The organism is Sphaerisporangium rhizosphaerae, assembly GCF_042665155.1.
Lineage (GTDB): Bacteria > Actinomycetota > Actinomycetes > Streptosporangiales > Streptosporangiaceae > Sphaerisporangium > Sphaerisporangium rhizosphaerae.
This window is the reverse complement of the sequence record NZ_JBHTCG010000044.1, coordinates 1-14,183: the sequence shown is the minus strand read 5'-3', so window position 1 is coordinate 14,183 and position 14,183 is coordinate 1. Positions and strand designations below refer to the sequence as shown.

The window sequence follows — 14,183 nt, the reverse complement described above, 5'->3', positions numbered from 1 at the left end:
CTGAGGCGGGCGTCGGCGCGGCACGCGACCGGCCGCCGCGCGAAGGGTGATCAGGCGGCGTCTCACCCGGCGGACGCCGTGACGGGCGACCGATCGCGACCCTCCACCTAATCTTTGATCCCGGGACGTCGGTCGGCGGTGCGCCGCGTGGCGTGCCGGTGGACCCCGTCCCCGACCGGCGCTCTGAGGCGGGCGGCGGCTGCCCGTCGTCGTTGCCGAAAGGACGCCCAGATGAGACGGAGTCTCGCCACTTTCGCGGTCACCGGACTGGCCGCCGCGCTGGTCGTCTCCGGTGGAGTCGCAGCGGTGACGATGCCGGCGGCGGCCGCCGCCGGGTGCAAGGTGACCTACAAGATCGTCAATCAGTGGGGCGGCGGCTTCCAGGGCGATGTGGCCATCACCAACCTCGGCGACCCGGTCAGCAGTTGGAAGCTGGAGTTCGACTTCCCCGACTCCGGCCAGAGGATCGGGTCCGGCTGGAACGCCACGTGGACGCAGTCCGGCGCGCACGTGACCGCGACCAGCATGTCCTACAACGGCTCCATCGCCACCAACGCCACGGCCAGTGGCATGGGGTTCAGCGCGAGCCTCACGGGCGCCAACCCCGTGCCCAACACCTTCTGGCTCAACGGCGTCATGTGCAGCGGCCCCGTGACCCTCACCCCCACCCCCACGGTCACGCCCACCCCCACCCCGACGCCGACGCCCACACCGACCGTGACACCCACGCCGACGCCCACGCCGACCGTGACGCCCACGCCCGCGCCCACACCGACGCCCACACCCTCGCCGGGGACGCCGCGTCCCGGCGTCGGGCCGTGCACGCCGGGCACGAGCTACCCCAACCCGCTGCCGTCGACGTCGGTGTCCGCCACGAAGATCCGCGACGGGTTCAACTTCCTGGAGGGCCCGGTCTGGGACGCCACCACCCAGACCCTGCTGCTGTCGCTGATGCGTGACGGCACCGGGTCGGAAGGCGTCCAGCCCGCGGACGTGCTGCGCTTCACCGAGCCGAACACCTTCGAGACCTTCATCGCCGGTTCCGGTAGCAACGGCCTGGCGCTCAGCCGGGACGGAGGCACGTTGCTGGCCGCGACGCACGACCAGCGCAGCGTCTCCTCCTTCCGCCTGTCGGACCGGACGCGGGGCGTGGTGGCCTCCTCCTACCAGGGGCACGCCTTCAACTCGCCGAACGACCTCACCGTCGGAGCCGACGGCACCGTCTACTTCACCGACCCCGACTTCCAGCGCGCGAACCGCACGGACCAGATGTCCGGCCGCACCGGCGTGTTCCGGGTCAAGAACGGCGTCGTCTCGCTGATCGACGACACCATCCGGGAGCCGAACGGCATCGTGCTCTCCCCCGACGGCAAGACGCTCTACGTCGGCGGCAACGGTTCGGGGAAGGTCTACAAGTGGCCGGTCAACGCCGACGGCAGCGTCGGCACGCGCGCCGACTTCGCGTCCCTGAACGGTTCGGACGGCGCGACGATCGACTGTGCCGGCAACCTCTACCAGGTGTCCTACAACGACGGCAAGGTTCACGTGTACGCGCCGTCCGGGGTCCAGCTCGGCACCATCTCCGCCGGGCTGAACACCACCAACGTCGCCTTCGGCGGCTCCGACGGCCGGACGCTGTACATCACCTCGGGCACGCCCTCCCGGGGCGGTAACAGCGGCAACTTCGGCCTCTACCGCGTCCGGCTGAACGTCCCCGGCTGGCCGTACTGACCTCGCCGTCCCCTCGCCCGGGCCGGATGCCCTGCCCGGGCCGACGGTCGCGCCTGGTCAGGGCATGGGAGGGGATCTCGCCGCGCTGATGGGCGCGCCGGTCGCCGCTCGTCCGCGGTGTCGGACCACCTCGCCGCGATCGGGTCGAGTGCCCGCTGAGCTTTCTCCGCTCCGCCCGTGATGGATCCCGGTCCGGCGGCCCGCATGGTCGTGCGGTCCCCGAGGAGCCTCGGCCGGCCCGGGCGAGCCGAGTGCTCGTATGTCGCCGCGAGCCCGGCGCGGGCGGGGTGGGCCGGCTGATTTTCTCGCGGGTTCTGTCACAGGGCCGGTGGGCTGTCCTGTCTTAGCTGGCGATCGGGGTCCGGCGTCCAGGTGCGTGACCCGTCCCGAGCGTCCCTTTGGCGACGGTGCGATCCGCCCCTTCCCGAACACCGAGGTAGGACACCCATGGAACACCCGCGACCGCCAGAGTCCGCCGCCGCCTCGGCGGCACGGATCGACACGCTCGACAGTCTCCGCGAGCACCTGCAGTGGGCGATCGAGCTGGAGCACGCGACCTTGCCGCCGTACCTGTGCGCGCTCTACTCGCTCGACCCGGACCGCAACCCGGAGGCCGCCGAGGTGGTGGGCGGCGTCTTCGTCGAGGAGATGCTGCACCTGGTGCTGGCCGCCAACCTGCTCAACGCCGTCGGTGGCCGGCCACGGCTGGACAGGCCGGAGATGCTGCCGCCGCACCCCCGGCGGTTGCCGCACGGCGACAGGTCCCTGGAGCTGTCGCTGCTTCCCTTCGGCGCCGAGGCGCTGGAGATGTTCCTGCGTCTCGAACGGCCGGCACCGCCCGGCGGTCCGGCGGAGGGAGACGCCTACGAGACGATCGGGCAGTTCTACGCCGCGATCGAACAAGGACTGCGCGACCTGTGCGACCGGCTCGGCGAGCAGGCGGTCTTCTGCGGCGATCCGTCCCGCCAGGTGAGCGCCGGCCACTTCCGGCACACCGCCGGGCGGCTGGCGGCGGTGGACGGTCTGAAGTCCGCGCTGGCGGCGCTGGAAGAGATCGTCGAGCAGGGCGAGGGTGCGGCGGGCGGCGAGGTCTGGGACGGCGACCAGGATGTCTTCCACCCCGAACGGGACGAGGTCGCGCACTACTACCGGTTCCAGGAGCTCAAGGCCGGCCGACGCTACCGGCGGGGCGACACCCCGCAGACCGGGCCCACCGGCGAGACGATCTCCGTGGACCCGGCCGGCGTCCTGCCGATGCGGCGGAACCCGCGGCTGGACGACCACGCCCCGGGCAGCCCGATACGCGCGGCGCAGGAGGAGTTCGGCCACGGCTACCGCGACCTGTTGCAGGTGCTGCAACAGGCTTTCAACGGCCACCCCGAGCTGCTCGGGCAGGCCACGCGCGCCATGTACGCGCTCAAGGCCCAGGCCCAGGCCCTGATGCGAACGCCCGACGAAGACGGCACCACGGCCGGGCCGATCTTCGAGTACCTACCGCCCGAGTCAGACTGACCAAGCGCGCACCTCGACGGCGCGCACAGCCCGCGGCGGGATGATCACTGGCCGATGCGGCCGTCGATGCGCTCGCGCAGCAGGTCGGCGTGGCCCATGTGGCGGGCGTACTCCCAGATCATCCCGACCAGCACCTCGCGCAGCGACATCAGCCCCCCGCCGCTGCCGTGCAGGTTCTCGGGGTCGTCGGCGGTGACGTCGAGATCGGGCGCCCCGGCGACGTACCGCTCGGCGAAGTCCACCTCGGCGCGCCACGCCTCCCACGCCTCCGCCACCACCTGGGGGTCGGGAACGGCGCCGTCGAAGTCACCGTCACGATCGGTGTCGGAGCAGTACAGCCGGGGCACGTCGTGACCGGCCATCAGCACCCGGAACGTCGCGCGCTCCACCTCGGCCAGGTGTCGCACCAGCCCGAGCAGCGACATCGTGGACGGCTCGACCGACCGCCGTGCCATGGCCTCCGCGTCGAGATCGGAGCACTTCATCTCCAGTGTGAGGCGTGCGCAGCGCAGGTTCTCGATCAGTGTGGTGCGCTCGTCGCCCAACGTCGGCCCGTTCTCCCGCGGGTCGTCGTCGGAGGGCTTGCCGTCCGCGGTGAACATGTCCGCTCGTCGTGTCGTGGCCATGGCGGCCATCATCGGTGACGCGCCCGGCGGCCGACAACGGATTTAACGCACCACACAGGCGCGTGGCGGGGCACACGCTCATCGCGCGCATCACCGTGCCCCGCCGCCGGCCCGCGCGATCAGCCCTTGGAACGGCCGGCCGGAGACCAGATCAGCAGGCCGAGGCACATCTCGTCGCTGGTGCCCTCACCCCACACGACGTACCGGGGCGGCAGGCCCTGCAGAGCGGGCAGCATCCCGCGCAGCCCCGCGTCGTGGGTGCAGGTCACCCGGAGGGTGTCTCCGGCCTTGACGGCGAGGGGCTTCGGCAGCGGCCGGATCGCCTGGTCGTCGAAGTTGTAGACCGGGATGTCGAGCAGGGTCCGTTCGCCGGGCTTGCCGGGGTTGAGCTGGATCGTGATGGACCGGCCGAGCAGGTGCATGTGCCCGGCGACGCCGTAGATGGTCGCCGGCCCCGGGATCGGGCGGTCGCAGTGCTGGGTCGGGCCGGGGGGAACGGCCGCGCCCTTGGCGCAGAACTCGCTGAGCATGCCGAGCGTCTGTTCGGCCTGTGCCCCGAAGCGGTGGGTCAGGTCGCCGACGGCGGCCTTCCGGTCGCACAACGGGCCGGACTCGCCGCTCGCGCAGGGGAGTTCGACGGGGGCCGGGAGCCGCGCGGTCTGCAACGGGGTGTAGCCCTTCTCGCCGTCGGCGACCCGCAGCCGTATCCCCGACCGGTCGCTCTGGCCGGGCTTGCCGTCGGTGGCGAGCAGGTTGTAGTGCACCTGCATGATCAACCGGCTGCCGGCCGCCATCGCGTATCCGACCTTCTGCGAGAACAGCGTCTCGTTGGCCCCCGGCGCCCAGTGGCCGACCCAGGCGCCGTCCTGGACGCCGGCGTCGCCGAAGCACGTCCATCCCTCGCCGGGCGTGCGGGCGTCGAGGTCACGGGCGGCCTTCGCCTTGTCCGGGCCGATCTGGAAGATGATCGCGTGGTGCACGATCGCGGTGTTCTGCGGCAGGAACTGGCTGCCGGTGAGGAACGCCGGACCGGTCAGGCCGGGGTCGAGCAGGAAGCAGCGGTATTCGTCGGTTCCTCCCGAGGGGGCGGCCGGGGTGTACGGCTTGGGCGGCTTCAGGTCGACGAACCGCTCGGACGGGCGTAACGGCTGGGGCGGAGGCGCCTTGAACGGTCCCCCGTGGCCGGCGTGCGTGCCGGCGGTCGTGCCCGTGCTCGCCTGCGACGAGCCGGATGGGGTCCCGTGCCCGGCCACCGAGGATCCGGTGGTGGGTGACGGTCCGCATGCGGCGACGAGAAGTGTCGTGGCGAGTGCGACGGCTGCTCCGGTCAGCGCCGTGTGCTTCACTTCGGGCTCCTGCTCTCCACCGGGATGGCCCCCGTGAGCTCACGAACCGGCACCGGGAATGCCGGTCCTGTTGGCTCCAGCCTGCCGCGCGGGACCCTCGTTCCTCCATACGCCGTTCGGCTGAGCCGCTCCTCCGACCGGCGGAGGGCATCCCTGAGATCACCCCTGACTTCCGCCCCGGCGGACCATACGACGACGACCGTCCTTCGGCCGGTTCGGGTCACGGCCGCGGTGGCGCGCACCCCATGGCCGGGCGAGGTCGGACGATCACGCCAGGCGCTCACCCGGCGCCGTCACGGGGCTCGAGCAGCAACCCTGCGGCCGATGGCGTCAGCGAGCCGATGGTGCAGGGCTTACCGCCACTGACCGGTCCGATGTGGTGGACGCTAACACCGGCGGAGCCGCCGGCGCCGACGTCGCCGGCTCAACGAGTTACCCGGACAGTCGCAACACGGGGTCGCGGTACTAGCCTGCGGTGGTGACCGGAACCGAACTGGACGAGTTGATCGTGGCTGACAGCGCGGCGCTGCGCGCGTGGCTGCTGGCCAACCACACCGCCTCTCCTGGCGTGTGGCTCGCCCTCGCCAGGAAGGGCGGCTCCGTCACCACGCTGACCTGGCAGCAGGCGGTCGACGAGGCACTGTGCTTCGGCTGGATCGACGGGCAGGCCCGCAAGCGCGACGAGGAGAGTTCCTGGAGGCGGTTCACCCCGCGCCGGTCCCGCAGTGTCTGGTCCCAGCGCAACGTCGCCAACGTGGCCCGGTTGGAAGCGGCCGGCCTGATGCTGCCCGCGGGCCGTGCCGCGGTGGAAGCCGCGAAGGCCGACGGGCGGTGGACGGCCGCCTATGCGCCGCCGTCGGAAGCGGAGGTCCCGGCCGACCTGCGAGCCGCGATCGCCGCCGACCCAGCGGCGCAGGCGATGTTCGAGGTGCTCACCAAGACCAACCGCTTTTCTCTCATCACCCGGGTCAATGCCGTCAAGCGGGCCGAGACGCGCACCCGGAAGATCGCCGAGTACGTGGCGATGCTGGCCCGGCACGAGACGATCCACCCTCAGCGAGCCAGGCCGACGGACCCGCCGACGTCGTGACCGGATGTCCGCCAGAACAGACGAACCCACGTTGCTCACCAGAACCGTGCTGTCGGAACTCCGTCTTGTCCGCTTCAAGAAGCGTGAGGATCTCCGCTGGTGCGCGGTCCGAGAAGTGCGACAGCCGCAGGTCGCGTCGGCGTACCCGCGCTTCGGTGAACCGTAGGCATCGCAGGAAGATGACGGAAAGGCGATCGGCGATACCTAGGTCGGGGAAACTGGCAGAGTTCGTGCCCGACGTGGAGGTGGTCTGCCTGGACTGCGGCCACTGGATCCAGCAGGAAAAACCCGAAGAAACAAATCAGGCCATTCTCAAATGGCTGGACAAGCGGGATGACGCTTAACGTAGCTGACGCCACTGGCCGCAGGGTTGCCGCTCAAGTCCCGTCACCCGGCCGACCGGCAGGGGTGACGATGTACTGGTCGTCGCCGCGGAAGACGCCGGCGTGGCGGCGGGCGAACTCGGCGAAGGTGGTCGGTTCGACGCCGAAGCGCTCGTGGGTGCCGAGGTCGACGGTCGAGCGGCCCAGCCTGCGGCGCTCCGCGAAGAGCTGCCCGAACGCCGTCACGCGCGGCGCGGGGTACCCGGCCTCGGTCCAGGAGCGCTGCTTGTCCTCGAGGGAGACGTCGCGGTAGCGGACGGGCTTGCCGATGGCGTCGGAGATGTGCCGGGCGGCCTCGGTCATGGTGAGGGCCTCGGGGCCGGTCATGGGGTAGATCGCGCCTTCATGGCCCGGCGTGGTGAGCACGGCGTAGGCCACCTTGGCGATGTCGTCGATGTCCACCGGGGCCAGCGTGGTGTCGCCGAGCGGGAGGCGCAGTTCGCCGGAGGCGACGATGTCGGGCACCTCCTCGAAGTACACGTGCATGAACTGGCTCGGCTGCAGCACCGTCCACGCCGCGCCGGAGGCGTACAGGTACCGCTGGATCTGCTCGTGGCTGCGGCTGGACCGGAACCTCTCGTTGTCGAACCCGTCGGTGGAGTCCTTGCCGGAGAACTTCACGATGTGGCCGACACTGGCCCTGACCGCGGCGTCGATGAACGTGCACTGGGTCTCCAGCATCAGCGGACCGGCACCGGAGATCATCAGCACCCGGTCGACCCCGGCCAGCGCCGGTTCCAGCGTCTCGGGCCACAGCATGTCGCCGTGGACGATCTCGACACCCGGCAGGCCGCGCAGGCCTTCGGCCTTCGCCGGCTCCCGCACGAGCGCCCGGACGGGCCGGCCGCGCCGCGCGAACTCCCGCACGACCGCCGAGCCGGGACGCCCGTTCGCGCCTGTGATGAGGATCATCGCTTCTTCTTCCTGTTCGGAGGACGGCCTCCCGCCCGAGGGGGCCTGCGATGCACAGTACATATCGATACCTGTTAGTACAACTTCGGAACTAGAAGGTTCTCTTCGGTCCGGAAGCTCGGTTAGACTCGGCGACGTGGGAGGCACGCGGAACTATGGCGACGCCTGCGCCGCCGCGCACGCCCTTGACCTGGTCGGCGAGCGCTGGGCCCTGCTGGTGGTGCGCGAGTTGCTGCTCGGCCCCAAACGCTTCAGCGACCTGCGCGCCGGGCTGCCGAACGCCGGCCCCAACCGCCTGTCGCAGCGGCTGCGCGAACTGGAGGAGTCCGGCATCGTGCGGCGCCGCAAGCTCGGGCCGCCCGGGCGGTTCTGGGTGTACGAGCTGACCGAATGGGGGCGGCAGCTCCAGCCGGTGCTCGTCCACCTCGGCCACTGGGGCCGGCTGTCCCCGTTCCGCGACCTCGACGCCGGCATCAGCGTCGACGCGCTCATGCTGGCGCTCCAAGGCGACTTCGACGCGGAGGCGAGCGGCGGCCTGACCGCGACCTACGGGCTGGTCTTCGGCGACGACCACATCACGGTGCGCGTCTCCGGCGGCCGCATCGACGTCGCCCGCGGCGAGCCGTCCGCGCCCGACGCGACCCTCACCGCCGACACCCGGACGTTCGCGGGCCTGATGACCGGCAGGCTCGGCGTCCAGGAGGCCGCGAGCGCCGGTCAGGTCACCGTGTCCGGCGACCTGACCGCGGTCGAGCGCCTGTTCGCCTCACTCCCCCGGCCCAGCACCGTCGCGGCACCGCCCGCATAGGCGGCGGGTGCGGGGGACGGGGCGAGCCGGGCACCGCGGCGAGGTCGGGGAACGGCACGAGACAGGCGCGCCCGGAGCGCCCGGAACGGGCGGGCCGCGGGTCAGCGGCTCAGCGCGGTCTCCCTGTCCACCCGCGACAACTTCTCGGGATTGCGCACGGCGTAGAGGCCGGTGATGAGGCCGTCGTCGATGCGCACCGCGATGAGGGTGTCGATCTCGCCGTCGAGCCGGAGCGTCAGCGCCGGGTAGCCGTTGACCTGCACGGGTTCGACCGACATCTCCTGGCCGATCTTGCGCACTCCGGCGGTCAGCACGCGGGCCACCCGGACGGCCCCGACGATGGGCGACAGCGCGGCCTTCCGGACCCCGCCGCCGTCCCCCAGGAAGACGACGTCCGGCGCGAGCATGTCGAGCAGGCGCTGCAGGTCACCGGTCTGGACCGCCCGTTGGAACGCCTCCAGGGCGCCGCGGGTCTCGGCCGCGGAGACGACTCCGCGCGGCCGGCGCGCGGCGACGTGGGCGCGTGCCCGGTGGGCGATCTGGCGGACCGCGGCCGGGCGCTTGCCGACGGCCTCGGCGATCTCGTCGTAGTCCAGGTCGAACACCTCGCGCAGCACGAACACCGCCCGCTCGGTCGGCGCGAGCGTCTCCAGCACCAGCAGCATCGCCATGGAGACGCTGTCGGCCAGTTCCACGTCCTCGGCCACGTCGGGAGTGGTCAGCAGCGGTTCGGGCAACCAGGGCCCGACGTAGGACTCCTTGCGCCGGCCGAGGGTGCGCAGCCGGCTCAGCGCCTGCCGGGTGGTGATCCGGACGAGGTAGGCGCGGTGGTCGCGCACGGCGCCGAGGTCGACGCCCGCCCACCGCAGCCAGCTCTCCTGCAGGACGTCCTCGGCGTCGGCGGCCGAGCCGAGCATCTCGTAGGCGACGGTGAACAGCAGGTTGCGGTGGGCGATGAACACCTCGGTGGCGGAGTCCATGCGGTCGCCGCGAGCGGGCGCCTCCCCTGTGCCCGTCGTCGGCTCGCTGTCCTCGTTCATCGCCGGCTCCCGCCTGTCGGTTCTCGACTGTGCCACACGCACAAGACGCCGGCCCGCACCAATGTGTGACACCCGCGGCCGGTGGCGCACGTCACACGGGCGCGCTGTCACAGCGGCCGGACCGCCGGCATCTGGTGTCCGTCAGGACGCCGCGCGAACGATCCGCGCGGCACGCGGCTTCACGCGGCTTCACCTGACTTCGCACAGACGGACACGCTCGGACGGGAGCTCGGTCATGAACGAACACACCACACAGCGGCGGGTGGCACTGATCACCGGGGCGAACAAGGGGATCGGCCACGCGACCGCCGGACGGCTGGCCGCGCTGGGCATGACGGTCCTGGTCGGCGCCAGGAACCCCGGGCGCGGCCAGGACGCCGCCGCGGCCCTGCGCGCGGCGGGCGGCGACGCGCACGCCCTCACCCTGGACGTCACCGACCCGGAAACGATCCGGCGGGCCGCCACGTGGGTCGAGGAGCGCTTCGGCCGCCTTGACGTGCTGGTGAACAACGCCGGAATCGCCGGCGCCGGGATGGACCAGGTCGCGCCGGAACTGGCCCGCGGGGAGATCCCGAGCTCCGTGGACACCGGCATGGTCCGCGCGGTGTTCGAGACCAACGTCTTCGGGGTGATCGCGGTGACCAACGCCATGCTCCCGCTGCTGCGGCGCTCACCGGCGCCGCGCGTCGTGAACCTCAGCAGCACCGGCGCGTCCCTGACCATCACCAGCGACCCGGACGGCCCGCTGGCGGGGCTGCCGCAGTCGGCCGCGTACGTGCCGTCCAAGACCGCCCTGAACGCGCTGACCGTGCAGTACGCCAGTGAGCTGCGCGAGGCCGGAATCCTGGTCAACGCCGCCTGCCCGGGCTTCTGCGCCACCGACATCAACAACTTCCGCGGGCACCGCACCGCCGCGCAGGGCGCCGCGGTCGTGGTGCGCCTGGCCACCCTGGGCGCGGACGGCCCGACCGGCGGCTTCTTCAGCGAGGACGGCCCGGTGCCCTGGTAGTCGTCGGGCGAACTGCCCGGCCCTGCGACCGGCCCGCCCCGCGTGGGCGGGCCGACGCCGGTGGCGCCGTCGTCCGGCGGCTCATCGCTCGCTCCGAAGGACGCCGGGCCCGTGGCCGCCGGCGTCGGGAGCTGTACGGCTCACCGACCTCAGGAGGTGAAGTTGGCGAAGGCGGTGCCGACCGCGTTGATGGTGCTCGTCTCGTCGAGGGTCTGCTTGTCGACGGCGAGGTTGGGTGCGGCCGCCGCCGCTTTGTTGGTGTCGTAGGTCTGCCGCTTGAGCGTCTTGCCGTTGAAGTCCTGGATGGTGATCTGGGAGATGCGGAAGACGGGCCGGGCGTTGTCGCCCAGTTCGCTGGCGACCCGCATCGTGATCTTCCGGAAGCCGGCGTCCACGGTGACGCTGTCTCGGAAGGCATGGCGGGTCGGGGTGAGTTCGTGTTCGAACTGCACCGTCTGGCAGGTGAAAGCGGTGTAGCAGAGCTTGGCCTCGCCGTGGATGGTGGCGGTCGCGGCGTGCGCGCCGCCCGCCGTCCCGGCTAAGCCGGCCACCGCGGCAGCGGCGCTCACCGCCAGTGCCGTCATTCGCCGCCGAACAGTCATGATCGCTTCCTTTCTCAGGGGGACTGTTCTCTTGCAGTCCCGATGAGCTCAAGGTAGGAGCGTCCGGTCCTGCGTTCCGTGCCGAAGTACGCGCTGTCGTTGTGACCTCCATCACCTGGACGGGGCCGGCGGGAGGGCGGCGCAGGACACCTGCGCCAGCGCCGCGGTCAGCTCGCCGGCGGGCCGGGCGGGCAGGTCGCGGGAGCGCCAGGCGATGTAGCCGTCCGGCCGGACCAGGCTCGCGCCGTCCGGGCCGACGCCGAAGGCGCGGGGGAACTCCTGCGGCTCCCGCGGCCGCAGCCGGTCGCCGATCCGCCGGCATTCCAGGGGTACGCCGGTCCGTTCGCTCGCCCGCTCGGCCGCGGCGGCCCAGTGGTCGTGGCCGGCCAGCAGGACCCACCCGCGCTGGAACAGGTCCAGTGTGGACAGCCGCTCGCCGTCCCCGCTCAGCCACAGGTGCGGCGCGCGGGTGCCGGGCTGCCCGGCCCACCGCTCGGGCCGCGCCGCGGGCGGCAGCTCCTCGCCGGCCGTCAGCGCCGCGGCCGACCGGTACAACTGCCCGAACTCCATGGCCTCCTCGTCGAGGATCGGCGTACCGGCGTCGCCGGGGGCCTCGGTGAACCGGCGGTGGTCGGCCCGGGCGAAGATCTGGTCGTGGCGCAGCCACGCGACCGGGCGTCGCTCGGCGTCGTAGGTGCCGAGCAGCCGGGGGGCCGACACGCCCGAGAGCACCGAGGACAGCTTCCAGGCGAGGTTGTGCGCGTCCTCGATGCCGGTGTTGGCGCCGTAGCCGCCGCGGGAGGGGGGCAGCGTGTGCGCCGCGTCCCCGGCGAGGAAGACCCGGCCGGAGGCGAAGCGGTCCGCCACCAGGGCACTGAGCTCCCAGCGGCCGGTGGTGATCAGCTCGACCGGAAGGTCGGTCCGGCCGATCGCCTGGAGCACTGTGGCCTTGAGCGTATCCGGGTCGCGTTCCCGGTCGTCGGCGAACATCAGCACCCAGCGGCCGTCGCCGTAGGTGGTGAGGAACGCCTGGAGTCCCGGCTGGTCGATCTGGAACTGGCTGACCCCCGACTCCAGGTACTCCTCCAGCGGGGCCCTGAACAGCACGCTGCGCGAGGTGCTGAGATGGCCCCGGCCGCCTCGGCCGATCCCCAGCGCCTCCCGGACGGGGCTGCGGGTCCCGTCGGCGGCGAGCAGGTAGCCGGCCCGCACCTGACGCTCGTCGCCGTCGCCGGTGCGCAGCACGGCGAGCACCCCGTCGTCGTCCTGGCGCCAGGTCAGCAGTTCCGTGCCGAACCTGAGGTCGGCGCCGAGTTCGGCGGCCCTGTCGCGGAGCAGGGGTTCGAGCCGGTCCTGGGCGATCGCCGCGCCTCTGCACGGCGAGTACTCGATCGCGGGCGCCTCATCCGGGGGCCCGTCATCGCCGCGCGGCGTCCAGGGGGTCTCCTCCGACCACGGCCCGGCCAGGCTCTGGACCCGGGCCCGGCGCAGCCGCGCGCCGGGCGGCACCTGCGGCACGTGCGAGCCCAGGCCGACCGCCCGGAGCAGTTCCATCGTGCGGGGCGTGAAGCCGACGGCGCGTGGGTGCGGCGAGCTCGCGGCATGGCGCTCGGCCACCAGCGTGGGGACCCCGTGCCAGGACAGGAACACCGCCGCCGACAGGCCGACCAGCCCGCCGCCGGCGACCAGCACCGATGTCTCTTCCGTTCGCATGACCCTCCTCGGCCCGCGTGGGTGGGTGAACCGTCAGGGGTTGCCGGACGGGCTGTCCGGCCGGGCCGCGTCGCCGAGGCCGGTGTGCAGGATGTCCAGCGCCCGGCCGACGGTGTCGGTGAGGGTGGCGGCGATCCGCTCCGGCGACGCTCCCGCGCCGCGCAGCCGGGCCGCCTCCTCGATCATGGCGCCGACGGTGGTCAGGATGTAGGCGGCGATCGCCCGCGCCGCGACGGGCCCCAGGTGGGCGGGCACCCGGTCGGACAGGATCGCCGCCAGGTCCTCCTGGTAGCGGGCGCCGCGCAGCCGCAGGGCGTCCTGCAGCGCGGGGCTGTTCTGGACGATGGCGAACACGCCCGCGAGACGGTCGTCGGCCGCCGCCCGCGGGTCTTCGCCGTCCGGCGCCTCCGGAAGGGCGGGCAGGGCGGCGAACATGCGCGGCAGCTCCTGCTTGAGGAACTCCGGCAGCGGGGTGCTCAGCGGAAGCTGGTCGATCATGTCGATCAGATCGGCCTCGACCGGGCGGTGCCAGGCCAGCAGCAGGTCCTCCTTGGCCGGGAAGTGGTTGACGACGGTCTGTTTCGCCACGTCCGCGGCCTGGGCGATCTCGGCGATGGTCACCGCGTCGTACCCCCGCTCGGTGAACAGGGCCAGCGCGGTGCGGGCGATGCGGTCTCTGGTCTGGCGCCGGCGCCGTTCGTGCCGGGACGGCGCGGACGCCTCCTGTGGCCGCGCCTGGTCGGCGCCGCCTGCGTTGTCCTCCATAGTGGTACCGTACCATCTTTGTACTGGTACTAACAATGGCATGAGTCCACACTAGTATGCGACGCGCTGTACGGGCGGAAGGATCCACCGGCCGGGAACCGGGCGATGTCGGCGCTCATTTGCTAGTTTCGTTAGCGTCCTGGTCTACGTCAGGAGTGTTGATCCCTGTGCTCAGTAGGGACGATCCGGCCGCGTACGAGCGGCTGTGCCAGGAGTACGGCGATCGTCTCCACGACTACTGCCGATCGGCGCTGGACGACGACGAAGCCCTCGCGGCGACGGCCGGGGCGTTGCAGGCGGCCCTCGCCCACTCCCATCGGCTGCCCGACGTGACGCGGCTGCGTGCGTGGCTGTATTCGCTGGCCCGCGCCGAGTGCCAGGCCCGGCAGGACGGCTCGGGGCACAAGGGCGCCTCCGCGCGCCGGGGGCGTGACGGCGGTCCCGAGGTGGCGCTGGAGGTGCTGGCCAGCTTAGAGCCGCGTGAGCGGGAGATCCTTGATCTGACGCTTCGTCATGGGCTGAAGTCCGACGAGGTGGCCCGGGTGCTGGACATCTCGGTGGAGTCGGTGGAGTCGGCGGCGCGTGCGGGGCGGCGTCATGCCGAGCAGTGGCTGGCGGCGGTCATGGACGCCCGGGGCGCCGAGCC

13 protein-coding genes are annotated in these 14,183 nt (G+C 72.2%); 6 read left to right on the top strand and 7 right to left on the bottom strand.

All coding sequences use genetic code 11. From position 1 onward, the window contains the following. Positions 1–231 precede the first annotated feature (231 nt). Positions 232–1,731, top strand: coding sequence for an SMP-30/gluconolactonase/LRE family protein (locus tag ACFQSB_RS36640; protein ID WP_380831649.1), 1,500 nt, complete (start codon positions 232–234; stop codon positions 1,729–1,731). Between the two features lie 447 nt (positions 1,732–2,178). Then, positions 2,179–3,243 (top strand): ferritin-like domain-containing protein, encoded by a 1,065-nt coding sequence (locus ACFQSB_RS36635; RefSeq protein ID WP_380831647.1) that lies wholly within the window; start codon positions 2,179–2,181, stop codon positions 3,241–3,243. 44 nt (positions 3,244–3,287) lie between these two features. Here the strand turns inward: ACFQSB_RS36635 and ACFQSB_RS36630 are convergent, their stop codons facing one another. Together ACFQSB_RS36630 and ACFQSB_RS36625 are read right to left on the bottom strand one after the other, a co-directional pair. Then, positions 3,288–3,869 (bottom strand): DinB family protein, encoded by a 582-nt coding sequence (locus tag ACFQSB_RS36630; RefSeq protein WP_354930663.1) that lies wholly within the window; start codon positions 3,867–3,869, stop codon positions 3,288–3,290. 119 nt (positions 3,870–3,988) lie between these two features. Then, the gene (locus ACFQSB_RS36625) at positions 3,989–5,215 is read right to left on the bottom strand and encodes a monooxygenase (protein ID WP_380831645.1); all 1,227 of its coding nucleotides are present in this window, start codon (positions 5,213–5,215) and stop codon (positions 3,989–3,991) included. A 478-nt stretch (positions 5,216–5,693) separates the two neighbouring features. Here ACFQSB_RS36625 and ACFQSB_RS36620 point away from each other — a divergent pair, with 478 nt between their 5' ends. Continuing rightward, positions 5,694–6,305: a YdeI/OmpD-associated family protein gene (locus ACFQSB_RS36620; protein ID WP_380831643.1), complete on the top strand. Its 612-nt coding sequence runs from the start codon at positions 5,694–5,696 to the stop codon at positions 6,303–6,305. A 377-nt stretch (positions 6,306–6,682) separates the two neighbouring features. Here ACFQSB_RS36620 and ACFQSB_RS36615 read toward each other — a convergent pair whose 3' ends face one another. Continuing rightward, positions 6,683–7,600 carry an SDR family oxidoreductase gene (locus tag ACFQSB_RS36615; protein WP_380831641.1) on the bottom strand — a complete coding sequence of 306 codons (918 nt, stop codon included), beginning with the start codon at positions 7,598–7,600 and terminating at the stop codon, positions 6,683–6,685. A gap of 136 nt (positions 7,601–7,736) precedes the next feature. Between ACFQSB_RS36615 and ACFQSB_RS36610 the strand changes: the two genes are divergently transcribed. After that, positions 7,737–8,408: a winged helix-turn-helix transcriptional regulator gene (locus tag ACFQSB_RS36610; RefSeq protein WP_380831639.1), complete on the top strand. Its 672-nt coding sequence runs from the start codon at positions 7,737–7,739 to the stop codon at positions 8,406–8,408. 101 nt (positions 8,409–8,509) lie between these two features. Here ACFQSB_RS36610 and ACFQSB_RS36605 read toward each other — a convergent pair whose 3' ends face one another. Next, a complete protein-coding gene (locus ACFQSB_RS36605) occupies positions 8,510–9,448 on the bottom strand; it encodes an RNA polymerase sigma-70 factor (RefSeq protein ID WP_380831637.1) in 939 nt (312 codons plus the stop codon). Positions 9,449–9,683: 235 nt separating this feature from the next. On the opposite strand from ACFQSB_RS36605, the gene ACFQSB_RS36600 reads away from it, so the two are divergent. Next, positions 9,684–10,457 carry an SDR family oxidoreductase gene (locus ACFQSB_RS36600; protein ID WP_380831636.1) on the top strand — a complete coding sequence of 258 codons (774 nt, stop codon included), beginning with the start codon at positions 9,684–9,686 and terminating at the stop codon, positions 10,455–10,457. A gap of 149 nt (positions 10,458–10,606) precedes the next feature. On the opposite strand, the gene ACFQSB_RS36595 is transcribed toward ACFQSB_RS36600, so the two are convergent. The 3 genes from ACFQSB_RS36595 to ACFQSB_RS36585 all read right to left on the bottom strand — a co-directional run bounded on the left by ACFQSB_RS36595 (position 10,607) and on the right by ACFQSB_RS36585 (position 13,537). Then, positions 10,607–11,059, bottom strand: a complete 453-nt coding sequence (locus tag ACFQSB_RS36595) for a hypothetical protein (RefSeq protein WP_380831634.1) — start codon at positions 11,057–11,059, stop codon at positions 10,607–10,609. A gap of 111 nt (positions 11,060–11,170) precedes the next feature. Then, complete coding sequence (locus ACFQSB_RS36590; protein WP_380831633.1) at positions 11,171–12,772, bottom strand: FAD-dependent monooxygenase; 1,602 nt, start codon at positions 12,770–12,772, stop codon at positions 11,171–11,173. A 33-nt stretch (positions 12,773–12,805) separates the two neighbouring features. Then, complete coding sequence (locus ACFQSB_RS36585; protein ID WP_380831631.1) at positions 12,806–13,537, bottom strand: TetR/AcrR family transcriptional regulator; 732 nt, start codon at positions 13,535–13,537, stop codon at positions 12,806–12,808. Between the two features lie 167 nt (positions 13,538–13,704). Between ACFQSB_RS36585 and ACFQSB_RS36580 the strand changes: the two genes are divergently transcribed. Further along, a partial coding sequence (locus ACFQSB_RS36580) for an RNA polymerase sigma factor (protein ID WP_380831629.1) occupies positions 13,705–14,183 on the top strand: 479 nt, incomplete at its 3' end.

Bases quoted from the DNA above. Each gene is read 5' to 3' on its own strand.
- ACFQSB_RS36600 (WP_380831636.1), top strand. From the start codon at position 9,684: ATGAACGAACACACCACACAGCGGCGGGTGGCACTGATCACCGGGGCG.
- ACFQSB_RS36585 (WP_380831631.1), bottom strand. From the start codon at position 13,537: ATGGAGGACAACGCAGGCGGCGCCGACCAGGCGCGGCCACAGGAGGCG.
- ACFQSB_RS36640 (WP_380831649.1), top strand. From the start codon at position 232: ATGAGACGGAGTCTCGCCACTTTCGCGGTCACCGGACTGGCCGCCGCG.
- ACFQSB_RS36605 (WP_380831637.1), bottom strand. From the start codon at position 9,448: ATGAACGAGGACAGCGAGCCGACGACGGGCACAGGGGAGGCGCCCGCT.
- ACFQSB_RS36590 (WP_380831633.1), bottom strand. From the start codon at position 12,772: ATGCGAACGGAAGAGACATCGGTGCTGGTCGCCGGCGGCGGGCTGGTC.
- ACFQSB_RS36595 (WP_380831634.1), bottom strand. From the start codon at position 11,059: ATGACTGTTCGGCGGCGAATGACGGCACTGGCGGTGAGCGCCGCTGCC.
- ACFQSB_RS36630 (WP_354930663.1), bottom strand. From the start codon at position 3,869: ATGGCCACGACACGACGAGCGGACATGTTCACCGCGGACGGCAAGCCC.
- ACFQSB_RS36635 (WP_380831647.1), top strand. From the start codon at position 2,179: ATGGAACACCCGCGACCGCCAGAGTCCGCCGCCGCCTCGGCGGCACGG.
- ACFQSB_RS36615 (WP_380831641.1), bottom strand. From the start codon at position 7,600: ATGATCCTCATCACAGGCGCGAACGGGCGTCCCGGCTCGGCGGTCGTG.